15 protein-coding genes are annotated in these 15132 nt (G+C 65.2%); 5 read left to right on the top strand and 10 right to left on the bottom strand.

Annotated elements, in window-relative coordinates; all coding sequences use genetic code 11:
• Positions 1–2 precede the first annotated feature (2 nt).
• Positions 3–236 carry a 50S ribosomal protein L31 gene (gene rpmE / locus IM784_RS14880; protein WP_199556144.1) on the bottom strand — a complete coding sequence of 78 codons (234 nt, stop codon included), beginning with the start codon at positions 234–236 and terminating at the stop codon, positions 3–5.
• Positions 237–379: 143 nt separating this feature from the next.
• Between rpmE and IM784_RS14885 the strand changes: the two genes are divergently transcribed.
• The 5 genes from IM784_RS14885 to IM784_RS17485 all read left to right on the top strand — a co-directional run bounded on the left by IM784_RS14885 (position 380) and on the right by IM784_RS17485 (position 6053).
• Positions 380–1960: a carboxyl transferase domain-containing protein gene (locus tag IM784_RS14885; protein ID WP_199556145.1), complete on the top strand. Its 1581-nt coding sequence runs from the start codon at positions 380–382 to the stop codon at positions 1958–1960.
• Positions 1960–3876: an ATP-binding protein gene (locus IM784_RS14890; RefSeq protein WP_199556146.1), complete on the top strand. Its 1917-nt coding sequence runs from the start codon at positions 1960–1962 to the stop codon at positions 3874–3876. The genes IM784_RS14885 and IM784_RS14890 overlap by 1 nt, the downstream gene beginning before the upstream one ends.
• Before the next feature lie 279 nt (positions 3877–4155).
• Positions 4156–5316 (top strand): isovaleryl-CoA dehydrogenase, encoded by a 1161-nt coding sequence (locus tag IM784_RS14895; protein WP_199556147.1) that lies wholly within the window; start codon positions 4156–4158, stop codon positions 5314–5316.
• Positions 5313–5825, top strand: a complete 513-nt coding sequence (gene mobA / locus IM784_RS14900; protein WP_199556148.1) for a molybdenum cofactor guanylyltransferase — start codon at positions 5313–5315, stop codon at positions 5823–5825. The genes IM784_RS14895 and mobA overlap by 4 nt, the downstream gene beginning before the upstream one ends.
• 93 nt (positions 5826–5918) lie before the next feature.
• Positions 5919–6053: a hypothetical protein gene (locus IM784_RS17485; protein WP_268920882.1), complete on the top strand. Its 135-nt coding sequence runs from the start codon at positions 5919–5921 to the stop codon at positions 6051–6053.
• A gap of 62 nt (positions 6054–6115) precedes the next feature.
• Here IM784_RS17485 and fabZ read toward each other — a convergent pair whose 3' ends face one another.
• The 9 genes from fabZ to pyrH form a co-directional block, all read right to left on the bottom strand.
• On the bottom strand, positions 6116–6556 hold the full coding sequence (gene fabZ / locus IM784_RS14905) for a 3-hydroxyacyl-ACP dehydratase FabZ (RefSeq protein ID WP_199556149.1): 441 nt from the start codon (positions 6554–6556) through the stop codon (positions 6116–6118).
• Between the two features lie 24 nt (positions 6557–6580).
• The gene (locus tag IM784_RS14910; protein WP_199556150.1) at positions 6581–7168 is read right to left on the bottom strand and encodes an OmpH family outer membrane protein; all 588 of its coding nucleotides are present in this window, start codon (positions 7166–7168) and stop codon (positions 6581–6583) included.
• A complete protein-coding gene (gene bamA, locus IM784_RS14915) occupies positions 7168–9714 on the bottom strand; it encodes an outer membrane protein assembly factor BamA (RefSeq protein WP_408015298.1) in 2547 nt (848 codons plus the stop codon). The genes IM784_RS14910 and bamA overlap by 1 nt, the downstream gene beginning before the upstream one ends.
• 113 nt (positions 9715–9827) lie before the next feature.
• Positions 9828–10970 (bottom strand): RIP metalloprotease RseP, encoded by a 1143-nt coding sequence (gene rseP, locus IM784_RS14920; RefSeq protein WP_199556152.1) that lies wholly within the window; start codon positions 10968–10970, stop codon positions 9828–9830.
• 9 nt (positions 10971–10979) lie between these two features.
• Positions 10980–12161 (bottom strand): 1-deoxy-D-xylulose-5-phosphate reductoisomerase, encoded by a 1182-nt coding sequence (locus IM784_RS14925; protein ID WP_199556153.1) that lies wholly within the window; start codon positions 12159–12161, stop codon positions 10980–10982.
• Positions 12158–13003: a phosphatidate cytidylyltransferase gene (locus IM784_RS14930; protein ID WP_199556154.1), complete on the bottom strand. Its 846-nt coding sequence runs from the start codon at positions 13001–13003 to the stop codon at positions 12158–12160. The genes IM784_RS14925 and IM784_RS14930 overlap by 4 nt, the downstream gene beginning before the upstream one ends.
• Positions 12969–13694 (bottom strand): isoprenyl transferase, encoded by a 726-nt coding sequence (locus IM784_RS14935; protein WP_199556230.1) that lies wholly within the window; start codon positions 13692–13694, stop codon positions 12969–12971. Before IM784_RS14935 ends, IM784_RS14930 begins: the two co-directional genes overlap by 35 nt.
• Before the next feature lie 44 nt (positions 13695–13738).
• Positions 13739–14308 carry a ribosome recycling factor gene (gene frr / locus IM784_RS14940; protein WP_199556155.1) on the bottom strand — a complete coding sequence of 190 codons (570 nt, stop codon included), beginning with the start codon at positions 14306–14308 and terminating at the stop codon, positions 13739–13741.
• 37 nt (positions 14309–14345) lie between these two features.
• Positions 14346–15062 (bottom strand): UMP kinase, encoded by a 717-nt coding sequence (pyrH, locus tag IM784_RS14945; protein ID WP_199556156.1) that lies wholly within the window; start codon positions 15060–15062, stop codon positions 14346–14348.
• Positions 15063–15132: the final 70 nt, after the last annotated feature.

The following is a 15132-nucleotide window of genomic DNA, read 5'->3' on the forward strand; positions in this document are numbered from 1 at the left end:
GCTTATTTCTTGCCCATCGCCGACAAGCCGCCGAAGCGCTTGTTGAACTTGGCGACGCGGCCGCCATCCTGCAGCTTGGCAGCGCCACCGGTCCAGGCCGGGTGGCTCTTGGGATCGATGTCGAGCGCCAGCGTGTCGCCTTCCTTGCCCCAGGTGGAGCGGGTTTCGAAGACGGTGCCGTCGGTCATCTGCACCTTGATGGTGTGGTATTCGGGATGGATGCCTTGCTTGGCCATGTTCGGGGTTCCTTGGGGTTTGGCTGGTTCCGACCAGCCCGGAAAGAGGGGGCGCATAGCGACCGGGCGGCGAAAAGGCAAGCTTGGCCGCAGATTGGGTCAAGGCTCTTGCCATAAGTGCAAACAGTCTTAGGAGTGCGTGCATGGCTGTCATCGGAACGGGGATCCTCGCGGGCGAGGAGACGGATGCCAACCGCGCGGCAATGGCGGCGCTTGTGGCAGAATTGAAAGCGCGCGCGGCAACGGTTGCGCTGGGGGGGCCTGAGGCTTCGCGGCAGCGCCATGTGGCGCGCGGCAAGCTGCTGCCGCGAGAGCGGGTGGAGCGTCTGCTGGACCCGGGGACGGCCTTTCTGGAGATCGGCCAGTTCGTGGCGCATGACGTCTATGGCGAGGACGTGCCGGCGGGCGGATTGATTGCCGGCGTGGGGCAGGTGGCCGGGCGGCTGTGCATGGTGGTGGCGAACGACCCGACCGTGAAGGGCGGAAGCTATTACCCTTTGACGGTGAAGAAGCATCTGCGGGCCCAGGAGATTGCCGCCGAAAACCGGCTGCCGTGCATCTATCTGGTGGATTCGGGTGGCGCGAACCTGCCCCGGCAGGATGAGGTTTTTCCCGATCGCGAGCATTTCGGGCGGATTTTCTTCAACCAGGCGAACATGAGCGCAAAGGGCATTGCGCAGATCGCCGCCGTGCTGGGAAGCTGCACCGCGGGCGGCGCCTATGTGCCGGCGATGGCCGATCAATCGATCATCGTGAAGGAGCAGGGGACGATCTTTCTGGGCGGGCCGCCGCTGGTGAAGGCGGCAACCGGCGAGGATGTGAGCGCCGAGGATCTGGGCGGCGGCGATGTGCATGCGCGGATTTCGGGCGTGGTGGACCATCTGGCCGAGGATGATGCGCACGCGCTGGCGCTGGCGCGGGCGGCGATTTCGACGGTGCCTGCGGGGGACGTGCCTGTGCGGGCCGCCGTGGAGCAGCCGCGCTTTCCGGCGGAGGAGCTGCACGCGCTGGCTCCGGTGGATACGCGCCACCCGACCGACGTGCATGAGATCATTGCCCGGATTGTCGACGGCAGCCGCTTTGACGAGTTCAAGCCGCTGTACGGCGCGACGCTGGTGACCGGCTTTGCCCATATCGAGGGGCTGCAGGTGGGCATCATCGCCAACAACGGCATCCTGTTTTCGGAAAGCGCGCTGAAGGGGGCGCATTTCATCGAACTGTGCTGCCAGCGTAAGATACCGCTGCTGTTCCTGCAGAATATCTCCGGCTTCATGGTGGGCCGGGCGTATGAGAATGAGGGCATTGCCAAGCACGGCGCCAAGCTGGTGACTGCGGTGGCGACGGCCGGGGTGCCGAAGATCACCGTGGTGATCGGGGGAAGTTTCGGGGCCGGCAATTATGGCATGTGCGGGCGGGCCTATTCGCCGCGCTTCCTGTGGATGTGGCCGAATGCGCGGATCAGCGTGATGGGCGGTGAGCAGGCAGCCAGCGTGCTGGCGACGGTGAAATCCGGTGGATTCAGGAATGCCGCTGAGGAGGAAGCGTTCAAGGCGCCTATCCGCGAGACCTATGAGCGGCAGGGGAATCCCTATTATGCGTCGGCGCGGCTGTGGGACGACGGGATTATCGCGCCGGAGGATACGCGGCGGGTGGTGGCGCTGAGTTTGGCGGTGGCGTTGAACCAGCCTGTTGCTGAAACCCGTTTTGGCCTGTTCCGGATGTGATGATGAAAAAGCTGTTGATTGCCAATCGGGGCGAGATTGCCTGTCGGATCATCCGCACGGCGCGGCGGATGGGGATATCGACTGTTGCCGTTTATTCGGATGCCGATGCGGGGGCTCCGCATGTGCGGCAGGCCGACGAGGCCGTGCATATCGGGCCGGCGCCGGCGCGGGAATCCTATCTGCTGGCGGAGAAGATTCTGGCGGCGGCGAAGGCGACCGGGGCTGACGCCATTCATCCGGGCTATGGGTTTCTTTCGGAGAATGCCGATTTTGCCGAGGCGGTTCGCAAGGCCGGGCTGATCTTCGTGGGGCCTTCGGATCAGGCGATCCGGGTGATGGGACTGAAGGATTCGGCCAAGACCAAGATGAAGGTGGCCGGCGTGCCGGTGACGCCCGGCTATATGGGCGAGGATCAGTCTCTGGCGCGGCTGGAGCGGATGGCGGAGCTGGTTGGCTATCCGCTGCTGATCAAGGCGGTGGCGGGCGGCGGCGGCAAGGGCATGCGGCCGGTGGCCGACAAGGCGGGCTTTACCGAGGCACTGCTGGCGGCAAAGCGCGAGGCGGCGGCTGCATTTGGCAATGACAGCGTGATGCTGGAGAAGCTGATCGGGCGGCCGCGCCATGTGGAAGTGCAGATCTTCGGCGACAGCCATGGCAATGTGGTGCACCTGTTCGAGCGGGATTGTTCGCTGCAGCGGCGACACCAGAAGGTGATCGAGGAAGCGCCGGCGCCCGGGCTTTCCGGGCAGCTGCGGCATGTGCTGGGGATTGCGGCGGCGACTGCCGGGCACGCCATCGGGTATGAGAATGCGGGAACCGTCGAGTTTATCCTGGATATGGATGATCTGGACGAGGCGGGCGATCCGAAATTCTACTTCATGGAGATGAACACCCGGCTGCAGGTGGAGCATCCGGTGACGGAAGCGATCACCGGCCAGGATCTGGTGGAGTGGCAGATCCGGGTGGCGCGCGGCGAGATGCTGCCGCTGATGCAGGATGCGCTGGGCGTGAGCGGCCACGCGGTGGAAGCGCGGCTGTATGCGGAGAACCCGGACAAGGGGTTCCTGCCCTCTGTGGGGACGTTGAACCGGCTGCGGTTTCCGGCGGAGGCGCGGATCGATACCGGCGTTGTCGAGGGCAGCGAGGTGACGGTTCATTACGACCCGATGATCGCCAAGGTGATCACCCATGCCCCCACGCGCGAGCAGGCGCTGGCGAAGCTGGTGGCGGCGCTGGATGCCATCGAGGTGGAAGGGGTGACGACCAATCGCGGCTTCCTGGCACGGCTGGCGGCGCATCCGGCCTTTGTGGCGGGGGAAGTGGATACCGGCTTTATCGGGCGGCATGAGGCGGAGCTGTTTGAAGTGACGCCGCCCTCCCCTGCCGTGGTGGCGGCGGCTGCCGGGCATTGGCTGCGCTCTCTGGCGGCTGGCAGTTCGGGATTTTCCGCGCCGTTTCGGGTGAACCTGCCGGCGCTGACGCATTCGGCGCTGTGGACGGCCGAGGGCGAGGAGCAGCGCTTTACCGTGGCGGCAGACGGTGTTCGCGTGGGGGGAGAGCTGGTGGCGGCCGAGCCTTCTGCCATTGTCGTCGACATCGACGGCGGGATCGAAGCGCGGCGCAAGGGGCGGAGCTGGCGCTTCTTCACCGCCAATCCGGGGTGGGAGGGGCATAGCGCCGCCGGACCTTCGGATGGCAGCATCACGGCGCCGATGCCGGGCAAGGTGATCGGCCTGCATGTGAACCCGGGCGACCAGGTGGCGGCGGGCGACCGGCTGCTGGTTCTGGAAGCGATGAAGATGGAGCACCGGCTGACGGCGCCGTTCGATGCGCGGGTCGAATCGGTTTCGGTGGCGGTGGGCGGTCAGGTGGCGGAGGGAACGCTGCTGGTGACGCTGGTGAAGGCGGATCAGTAGAGCAGCGGCATCGGGCGCTGCGCCGGACATTCGCGCTTGCAGGGCTCCTGCGGGCGATCGTCGTCTGTGCAGGAAAACAGCAGCAGCGCGGGCAGCAGGCGCAACAATATATGCCTGCACGTGCGTCTTCCCTGCCGCATCTGTCGTTCCCCCGCTGAAGCAGCGGATTGCTATCGGGTAAAATCCGAATGGCGGGTGAACGGGAAGATGGCTCGCCCCCTTTTCGCCGGGAGCGGCAGCGAATAGGGCTGTCTGCACAGACCAAGGGAAGGGCCGGCCATGCTTTCGGGGCTTAGATTCAACCACGGCGAGACGATCGACATGCTGCGCGACAGCGTGCGCGCCTTTGCCGAAGCCGAAATCGCGCCGCGCGCCGACGAGATCGACCGCACCAATACGTTTCCGCGCGACCTTTGGGTGAAGCTGGGCGAGCTGGGGCTGCACGGCATTACCGTGAAGGAAGAGGATGGCGGCTCGGGCCTTGGCTATCTGGCGCATGTGGTGGCGGTGGAGGAGATTTCCCGCGCCAGCGCCTCGGTGGGGCTGAGCTATGGGGCGCATTCGAACCTGTGCATCAACCAGATCGCGCGCTGGGGCACGGCGGAGCAGCGGGCGAGATATCTGCCGAAGCTGATTTCCGGCGAGCATGTGGGCAGCCTGGCGATGTCGGAGCCGGGCGCCGGTTCGGATGTGGTTTCGATGCGGCTGAAGGCGGAGAAGCGGAACGACCGCTATGTGCTGAACGGCAACAAGTTCTGGATCACCAACGGGCCGCATGCCGATACGCTGGTGGTGTATGGCAAGACCGATCCCGAGGCGGGGCCGCGCGGCATTACCGCCTTCCTGATCGAAAAGGGAATGGCCGGATTTTCAACGGCGCAGAAGCTGGACAAGCTGGGGATGCGCGGCAGCGATACCTGCGAGCTGCTGTTCGAGGATTGCGAGGTGCCGTTCGAGAATGTGCTGGGCGAGGAAGGGCGCGGCGCGCAGGTGCTGATGTCCGGGCTGGACTATGAGCGCGTGGTGCTGTGCGGCGGGCCGCTGGGGATCATGCAGGCGTGCCTGGACGTGGTGGTGCCCTATGTGCACGACCGGAAGCAGTTCGGGCAGGCGATCGGCCAGTTCCAGCTGATGCAGGGCAAGCTCGCCGACATGTATGTGGGGCTGAGCACGTCACGCGCCTATGTCTATGCGGTGGCGGAAGCCTGCGACCGGGGCGAGACGGCGCGCAAGGATGCGGCCGGCGCCATTCTCTATTCGGCGGAGAAGGCGACCTGGATGGCGCTGGAGGCGATCCAGACGCTGGGCGGGAACGGCTATATCAACGACTATCCGACCGGGCGGCTGCTGCGGGATGCGAAGCTGTATGAGATCGGCGCGGGAACTTCGGAGATCCGCCGCTATCTGATCGGGCGCGAGATGTTCGAAGAGAGCGCTTGAGGCTGCTGGGGGCGATACTGGCCGGGGGGGAATCCAGGCGATTTGGCAGCGACAAGGCGCTGGCGCTGCACACCGGGAAGCCCTTGATCGCGCATGTGGCAGGAGCGCTGAAGGCGCAGTGCGAGGCTGTTGTGGTATGTGGTCGGGCGTGGGGCGGGATGGTTTCACTGGCCGATGCACCTGCGCCTGGGCTGGGGCCGTTGGGCGGCCTTTGTGCTGCATTGCAGCATGGACAGACGAACGACTTTGATGCGGTGCTGTGCGCGCCGTGCGATCTGCTGGGACTGCCGGTGGATGCGGCGCTGACGTTGACACCGGGGCCTGCGGTTGCCGAAGATATGTGGCTGGTCGGGCTGTGGCCTGCGATATTGGCAGACATACTGTCTCTAACGCTTTCCGCTGAAGGGGCAATCCCGGCGCGGCGGTGGGTGGAACTGGCTGGCGCCTCGGTCGTGCCCCTGGCCGGCTTGCGGAACATCAACCGTCCCGAAGATCTGGCTGGGCAATAACGCCGCACCCCGGTTTCTGTCGCATTCCTACAATCGACTTGTCACGCGCCCGCGCTATTGTTGCACTGCAACAGAGGCAGAAAGGATCGAGTCGTGCTGGACGTAGTCGATACGCTGATCGCCTATACTGCGACACCGCAAGGGCTGGCGACGGCCGGTATGGCGTTCCTGGTGATGATCATGGTTCGCCGCGCGGGCAATCGGGGCGGTTCGCGTCACACCGATTGAGACGGGGCGACTGATGAGACGGGGCGACTGACCAGAAGCGCCGGCCTGGGTGACCTGCCTGGTCAGGCGGGCGGGTCGGCGATCATGGCGGTGAAGTTGGCGGTGGCCGCAACTTCGCCATTGAGGAGCGCCTTGCCCTCGAACTTGCAGACAGTTGCGCGGCGTTGAAGGAAGCGTACTTCGAGGCGCAGCAGACAGCCCGGTTCCACCGGCTTGCGGAACTTCGCTTCCTCGATCGCCATGAAATAGACGAGCTTGCCTGAGCCCGTGAGGCCCAGCGTTTCGACCGCGAGCACGCCGGCTGCCTGCGCCAGCGCCTCTACGATGAGGACGCCTGGCATGATCGGGCGGCCGGGGAAATGGCCCTGGAAGAAGGGTTCGTTGAAGGTCACCGCCTTGATGGCGGCGATGCTTTCCCCTTCCACCAGCTCCTCGACGCGATCGACGAGGAGCATGGGGAAGCGGTGCGGAAGGCGCGCCAGAACGGCCTGAATGTCCATCATGTGCGCGCCCTCTTCGCGAGCCGATTACTGACGCGGAGCGGCCGCAGCCGGGGCAGGCTGTGCCGGCGGAGTCGTCGAAACGCGCGGCGTGCTGGTGTTGAGGCGGGTGATGACGTCGTTCGTCACTTCCAGCGAAGCGGAATGCTGCAGCGTGGCTTCCTTCTGCAGGGCGATCGAGGCGTTCCGCTCCCGCATCACCTGGGTGATGATCGGGCTGGCGGCGGTGCTGATCTGCTGGATCACATACTGGCGCGAACGGGCGATGTCCTGCTCCAGACGAGCGATTTCCTGCTGGGCTTGCTGCTGTTTCTGGCCGAAGGCCTGGGCGCGCTGCTCGAGAGCCGGGCCGACCAGCGTCTTGTTCGCCTGCCCTGCCTGGATCGAATCGGCGTCGGTCTTCAGCTGCGTCTGCAGCGTGGCGGCGCGCGATTGCAGATTGGTGATCTTGGTCTGGATTTCCGTGCCCGCCGTCTTGCCGGCGGCGCTTTCGTTCACGACGCGGTCCATATCCACGATCACGATCACGGCGGGGCTCAGCTGCTGGGCCAGCACCGGGGCGGAAGCAGCCGCAAGAAGAACGGCTGCAGTCACAGTCTTGAAAAAGGTCTTCATCAGAATTGGGTTCCTACGTTGAACTGGAATACTTGCGTGTCGTCGCCATCGACTTTCTTCAGCGCTTTCGCAAGGTCGAAGCGGAAGGGCCCGAAGGGGGAATTCCACGAAACGCCGACGCCGACGGAGATACGCGGGCTGGGGCTGTCGCCGACGAAGGTTTCGACGAAGCCGGGCGAGGTGTTGCAGATCGGAGAGGGATTCGGAACTACCTCGGTCGGAGCCGGCGTGATGCAGGTGAGGGTATTGTCGTCCTCGTTGATCAGGTCGGGCTTGGGCACGCCCCAGAGTGCGCCGACGTCCATGAAGATCGACGGCCGGAGGCCGAGCTCCCGGCCACCGGAACCGAGCGGCACTTCGACTTCGACGCGGCCGAGATAATAGTTGCGGCCGCCGATGGAATCGTCGGCAGATTTATCGTCGACGCTGCCCGTGGTGTCGGTCTGCTTATTATACGGCAGGCGGATGATGCGGGGGCCGACGCCGCGGATACCGAAGCCGCGCATCCGCGGTTCGCCGAGGTAGAAGCGATCGGTCAGGCGGACTTCCTCGCCGCCCCAGCCGAAGATGTTGCCCGCTTCGCCGCCCACATTCAGGATGAAGCCATAGGGAAGACGCCAGTAGCGGTCGTAGTTGACGCGTGTGCGCAGATATTTGACCGAACCGCCGAGGCCGGCGAAATCCTGGTTGAAGATCAGGCGTTGGCCGCGCGTCGGCCGCAGGCGGTTGTCGAGCGTATCGTTGACGAGGCTGTAGCCGATGGACGAGGTGGTGTTCTTGCCCACGGCGTCGCAGAGGTAGCGGCCGGCCTTCAGCGGGTCGCAGACGCCGTTGGTATAGAAGGTCGATTCATCCAGCGAGACATCGTCGAGCGACAGGCCATAGCGGACCTGCGCCGACCAGAATTCCGTGATGGCCGTGCCGGCGCGGATCTGGAAGCCGGTGGTCGTCTGTTCGTAGGTGGTCTGGCGGTCGCCGTTGTTGAGGTAGCCGAAGCTGTTGTAATCGCGGCGGAAGATGTCGAAGCCGAGCGCCAGGTTGCGATCGAACAGATAGGGTTCGGTAAAGCCAGCCTCGATCGAGCGCGAATAGGAGCTGATGTTGGCCGACAGGCGCAGCTGCTGGGCGCGGCCGCGGAAGTTCCGCTCCTCGATGGAGAAGCTGAAGATGAAGCGCTCGAGGCTGGAGAAGCCGGCCGAGAGCTGCAGCGAGCCGGTGGGGCGCTCTTCGACGTCGACCTGCAGCGCCACCTTGTCGGGCGCGGTGCCGGGCGATTGCTTGACCTCCAGTTTTTCCTGGAAGAAGCCGAGCGACTGGATGCGGTCGCGCGAGCGCTTGACCTTGATCGAGTTGAAGGCGTCGCCTTCGGCCAGGCGGAATTCGCGGCGGATCACTTCATCGCGGGTACGGGTGTTGCCGTTGATGGTGACGCTTTCGACATAGACGCGCGGAGCTTCGTTCACCACGAAGGTGAGGTTCATCTCCAGCTTTTCCTTGTCGCGGTCGAAGTTCGGGCGAACATCCGCGAAGGCGTAGCCGAGGAGGCCGACTGCTTCGGTCAGGCCGTCGACCGTGTCTTCGACCTGCTTGGCGTTGTACCAGTCGCCCTGCTTCATGGGCAGCAGAGCCTTGAAGCCGTCTGCCTTCACGTCGCGAATCTGGCTTTCCAGATCGACCTTGCCGAACTTGTAGCGCTCCCCTTCCTCGATCACGTAGGTGACGATGAAGTCGCGGCGATCCGGCGTGAGCTCGGCGATGGAGGAGACGACGCGGAAGTCCGCATAGCCCTGCGTCAGGTAGAACTGGCGCAGCTTCTGCTGATCGTAGGCGAGGCGATCGGGATCGTAGGTGTCGTTCGAGGTGAACAGGCGGAGCGGGCGGGCCTGGCGGGTTGCCATTTCCTTGCGCAGATCGCCGTCGGAAAACTGCTCGTTGCCGATGATGTTGATCTGGCGGACCTTGGATTTCGGCCCTTCGGAAATTTCGAAGATGAGGTCGACGCGATTCTGCTCGAGCTGGACGATCTTCGGCTCAACCTTGGCGGCGAAGCGGCCGCCGCGGCGGTAGAGTTCGAGGATGCGGCCGACGTCGGCGCGGGCGCGCGAGCGGGTGAAGATCTGGCGCGGGGCGACCTTGATCTCTTCGCGGATCTTGTCTTCCTTGATCCGCTTGGCGCCCTCGATCAGCACCCGGTTGATGACCGGGTTTTCGCGGACGTCGATGGTGATGTTGCCGTCGCCGTCATCGCGAATCTGCACGTCGGCGAAGAGCTCGGTTTCGAACAGGTCCTTCAGCGCACGATCGAGACGGACGCGGTCATAGGCTTCGCCGGGCTTCAGATCGATGTAGGAGCGGACGGTATCCGCCTCCAGACGCTCGTTTCCGACCACGTTCAGCGAGCGGATGGTGCGCGAGGGCTGCGGAGCGGACGTCGCAGCCGCGGTGGCCGCGGGCGCTTGCTGTGCAGGAGCGGGCGCGGCAGGCACCCGCGCGGCCGGAGGCGGCGCCGTCTGCGCGGCAACGGGGGAAAGAGCCACCGGTGCCACTCCGAACAGGAGAGGCAAAAGGATGGAGCGGCGAATATTGGTCAACCGTGCCGGGCCAGAACCCGGACCCACCTGAAAACTCGTCACGTTAAAACCTGGTATCCTGCTGAGTGTCAGCCGACGACGCTGGCGAGTGTATCCCACAGTCCGACCGATTGCAGGTCATTCCAGGTGAGGACAAGCATGAGCGACATCAGCAGCGCGAATCCAGACATGAACGCCCATTCCTGAATCTTCGGGTTGAGCGGCCGACGCCGGACACCCTCGATCGCGTATAGGAACAGGTGCCCTCCGTCCAGCATCGGGATTGGCAGCAGGTTGATGAACCCGAGGTTTATCGAGACGAGTGCAATGAAGCTGACGAGCGCCGGAAGGCCCAAAACGGCGCTTTGCCCCGAATATTGGGCGATTTTGACAGGGCCGCCCAGATCCTGGATGTCGCGGCGGCCGGTGGCGACCTGGACGATGGTTTCCCACATCATCCGCACGGTGGACCAGGTTTCGATGACTGCCCAGCGCAAGGCCTGCACCGGGCCGTGGCGCACCACCACCAGTTCGCCCGAGGCGATGCCGAGCATCCCGCGCGTATACTGGTTGCCGAAATTATCGGTCTGCGACACCAGTTTCGGGGTGACGGTGAGGGTCTTTTCCTGACCATCCCGCTCGACCACGAGGTCGATCGGCGTGCCGGGATTGATCGCCACCAGCGTGGTAATATCCTCGAAACGCTGCAGGGAATGCCCGTCTGCGGAAACCATCCGGTCGCCCGGCCGAAGCCCGGCCATCGCCGCCGGCGAACCTTCCTGCACGCCGCCAATGGTGGCGGGCGTGATCTGGTGGCCATAGGTCATGAAGAAGATGGCGAAGATCAGGATGGCAAAGATGAAGTTGATGACCGGGCCTGCGGCGACCACCAGCGAGCGCTGCCAGAGCGGCCGGTTGTGGAACAGGTTGGCGCGATCTTCGGCGGAAAGCGTGGCATCCAGCGCATGATCGGGCTGGCTTGCGGCATTGGCGTCTCCGGCGAACTTGGCGTAGCCGCCCATCGGGATCCAGCCCAGCTTCCAGCGGGTGCCGTGCCTGTCGGTCCAGCCGACGATCTCGCGGCCAAAGCCTACGGCAAATGCCTCGACCTTGATTCCGAACATCCGGGCGACGCCATAGTGTCCGAACTCGTGCACGAACACCAGGATTCCGATGACCAGCGCGAAGACCGCGAACGTGAAGAAGAATCCGGGTGAGGCCAGTGTTTCCATTGGATTTGCTTAACCCCTGGCCCGCTGAACGGCAAATGACCTGTTGCGGCTGATCTTTACGAAGTGTTGCGCCCTGTCGCGCGCCCTGCGATCGGCCTCGTCGACATCTTCGAGGTTTTCCGGGCATCGTGACGGGAGTGCCTCAAGCGTTTCGGCGACGATGGAGGCGATATCCAGAAAGCCGATGCGACCCTCGAGGAAGGCTGCCACGGCTATTTCGTTGGCGGCGTTCAGCACGCAGGGGCGGCAATCGCCGGCGCGCATCGCGGCTTCGGCCAGCGCCAGTGCCGGGAAGCGCTGGCGGTCGGCCTCCTCGAAGTCCAGCCGGCCGATGGCGGCGAGGTTCAGGCGCTCGACCGGGGTGGCGATGCGTTCCGGCCAGGCGAGTGCGTGGGCGATGGGAACGCGCATGTCGGCCGGGCCGAGCTGGGCGAGTACCGAGCCGTCGATATATTCGATGAGGCCGTGGACGAGGCTCTGCGGGTGGACGATGGCGCCGAGCTGATCGGGGCGGACGCCGAACAGGTGCCAGGCCTCGATCAGTTCCAGCCCCTTGTTCATCAGTGTCGCCGAATCGACGGAGATCTTCGCGCCCATCGACCAGGTGGGATGCTTCACGGCCTGCGCCGGCGTTACCGCCGCCATCGCTTCCGAGGTCCAGGTGCGGAACGGGCCGCCCGACGCCGTGAGCAGGATGCGGGATATGCGGTCGCGGTCTTCCAGCACCTGGAAGATGGCGTTGTGCTCGCTGTCCACCGGCAGCAGCTCGGCGCCGGTGCGGCGGGCCGTGGCTGTCATCAGCTGGCCGGCACAGACCAGCGATTCCTTGTTGGCGAGCGCAACCGAGGTTCCGGCCTGAAGCGCGGCAAGGGTGGGCGGAAGGCCGGCGGCGCCGACGATTGCCGCAACCACCAGATCGACGGGCTGGCGGGCGATATCGACCAGCGCCTGCTCGCCGGCTGCGACGTCGATGCCGGTGTCTGCCAGCGCTTCCTTCAGCGGGGCATAGGCGCCTTCGTCGGCGATGACGGCTGCCCGGGCGGCGTGCGCCACGGCGAGATCCGCGAGCTTGCGCCAGTCCTTTCCGGCGGTCAGCGCCTGAATCTGGAAACGCTCGGGGTTGCGGGCGACGAGATCGAGGGTGGAGGCGCCGACCGAGCCGGTGGCACCGAGGATGGTGAGGCGCTTCATGCGACGGCTCCGTTGGTCAGCGCGACAAAGAGGGCGACGGCGCAGACGACCGGGATCAGGCCATCGACCCGGTCCATCACGCCGCCGTGGCCGGGGAGCAGGGAACCTGAGTCCTTCACGCCGGCGCGGCGCTTCAGCCAGCTTTCGAAGAAGTCGCCCGATTGCGCCAGTACGGCAAGCGCCGCACCCAGCAGGGCGTAGAGCAGCGGATGTGTCGGCCAGCCGGCCAGCCAGGCATAAAATCCGGCGAAGATCGCGGCCGCCTTCATGCCGCCGATGAGGCCGGCCCAGGTCTTGTTGGGGCTGATCGCCGTCCAGATCTTTGGCCCGCCGACTGCGCGGCCGACGAAATAGGCAAAGATGTCGGTCGCCCAGACCACGCCCATCGTCCACATCACGAGGGCAAAGCCTTCGGGCTGCTGGCGCAGCCAGATGAGGGAGATGGCCGGCAGTCCCGCGTAGAGGAGGCCGCTGGTGAGCCAGTGGCTGCCGGGAAGCCCGGTTGCGAGGGCGAAGGCGGGAAGAACCAATGCGCCGCCAGCGAGTACGGCGAGCGCGGCGGGGGCCTGGCCGATCTGAGCGAGGAATGCGCTGACCGCGATGACGGCGATGGCGGCGATCTGCCAGCGGAGCGGCACGGCATGCATCGCGCTCCATTCGTGGAATATGAGGCTGACGCCCACGGCGACGAGAAGGGCGAACGGCCAGCTGCCCAGCCAGATGAGGGCGACGGCCGACACGGCGAGAAGAAGCCCGACAACGACCCGAGCGGCGAGGCCCGAGCCTGCCGACTGCGATGCGGCCACTTCAGCGCCCGCCAAAGCGGCGCTCGCGCTGCGCATAGGCTTCCACCGCTTCGCGCAGGCTGTTCTCGTCGAAATCGGGCCAGAGCGTCGGCGTGAACCAAAGCTCTGCATAGGCGGCCTGCCACAGCAGGAAGTTCGACAGCCGCTGTTCGCCTGACGAGCGGATGATGAGATCGACCGGCGGCAGGTCTGCCGTGTCGAGGCCGGCCTCGATCATCTGCGGCGTGATGGCGGCTGGAGAGATGGCGCCGGACGCGACCTTCTGCGCGATGCCCTGGACGGTGCGGACCAGCTCGTCCTGCCCGCCATAGTTGAGGGCGACGACAAGGCGGAAACGCTCGTTGTGGCGGGTCGATTCCATGGCGTTTTCCAGCCGCTCGACGACGTCGGGCTTCAGCCCGCGCCAGTCGCCGATGAGGGACAGGCGCGCACCGTTGGAATCCAGCTCCTCGAGTTCCGCCAGCAGATGGTGGCGGAGCAGGCTCATCAGGTCGGAAACTTCGTCGGCCGGGCGGCGCCAGTTTTCCGACGAGAAGGCATAGAGCGTCAGGGTTTCGATGCCGAGCTTCGGCGCGGCGCGGACGATGCGGCGGACGGCATCGACGCCGGCCTTGTGCCCTGCCACGCGCGGCAGCATCCGCGACGAGGCCCAGCGCCCATTGCCGTCCATGATGATGGCAACATGGCGCGGCCCGCCCGGGATTGGCGGCAGGCCGCTGGTCGGCATGGCAGCCTCAGCCTCTGAAGCCGGGCGCACGGAGCTGAACCATTTCACTTGCCAAGGATTTCCTTCTCCTTGGCCTGTGCCGCCGCGTCGACTTCGGCGATCGCCTTGTCGGTCAGCTTTTGCACATCGCCTTCAAGGCGCTTCAGTTCGTCCTGGCTGATCTGGCCCTTCTTTTCGGCCGCCTTCAGCACGTCGTTGCCGTCGCGGCGGACGTTGCGGATGGCGATGCGGGCCTTTTCGCCATATTGCGTACCCAGCTTCGCCAGTTCCTTGCGCCGTTCCTCGGTGAGATCCGGGATGGGGAGGCGCAAGGTCTGGCCTTCGGAGATCGGGTTGAGGCCGAGACCGGCCGAACGGATCGCCTTTTCGACGGGCTGGACGTTGGAGCGATCCCAGACCTGCACGGCCAGCATGCGCGGCTCCGGAGCGGTGACGGTTGCCACCTGGTTGAGCGGCATGTTGGCGCCATAGACCTCGACCTGCACCGGATCGAGCAGCGAGGTGTTGGCGCGGCCGGTGCGAAGGCCTGCGAGATCGTTTTTCAAAGTCTCGACGGCGCCCTTCATGCGGCGATCGAGATCGGCCTTGTGGGCGTTGGAATCGAAATCTGCCATGTTCAGTCCTTGGATTTCATGTGCTCGCTTGTCGTTCTTATCCGCCAACAACCGTGGAAACGCCACTGCCGGAGAGAACGCGCGCAAGATTGCCCTGCTCGCGGATGTTGAAGACGACGATCGGAATGTCGTTGTCGCGGCAAAGTGCGATTGCCGCGGCGTCCATCACCTTCAGATTGTCGCTGAGCACCTTGTCGAAGCTGATGCGGTCGTAGCGGACAGCCCCGGGGTTGGTCTTGGGGTCGCTGTCGTAGACGCCGTCGACCGAGGTGCCCTTTACCAGCGCGTCGCACTTCAGCTCGGCAGCGCGGAGGGCGGCCCCGGAATCGGTGGTGAAATAGGGGCTGCCGGTGCCGGCGGCGAAGATCACGACGCGGCCCTTTTCCAGATGCCGTTCGGCGCGGCGGCGGATGTAGGGCTCGCAGACGGCCGCCATCGGAATGGCCGACATCACCCGCGTTTCGACGCCCTGCTGCTCCAGCGCGTCCTGCATGGCGAGCGCGTTCATCACCGTGGCAAGCATGCCCATATAGTCGGCAGTGGCGCGGTCCATGCCCTTGGCGGCGCCGGCCATGCCGCGGAAGATGTTGCCGCCGCCGATGACGAGGCAGAGTTCGAGGCCGCTGTCCTTGGCGGCCTTCACCTCGCCGGCGACACGGGCGACGGTGGCAGGATCGATCCCGAACGCCTGGTCGCCCATTGCGGCCTCGCCCGACAGCTTCAACAGGATTCGCTTGAAGGTCGGTAGGGCCATTGGTCGCCTGTTTTTGCTGGAGGTCAGCCGGGCTTAGCGAGAGGCGCGCGCGCTCTCAAGTGCTAAGGCT

The sequence above is a fragment of the Sandaracinobacteroides hominis genome, from assembly GCF_016464365.1.
Taxonomy (GTDB): Bacteria; Pseudomonadota; Alphaproteobacteria; order Sphingomonadales; family Sphingomonadaceae; genus Sandaracinobacteroides; species Sandaracinobacteroides hominis.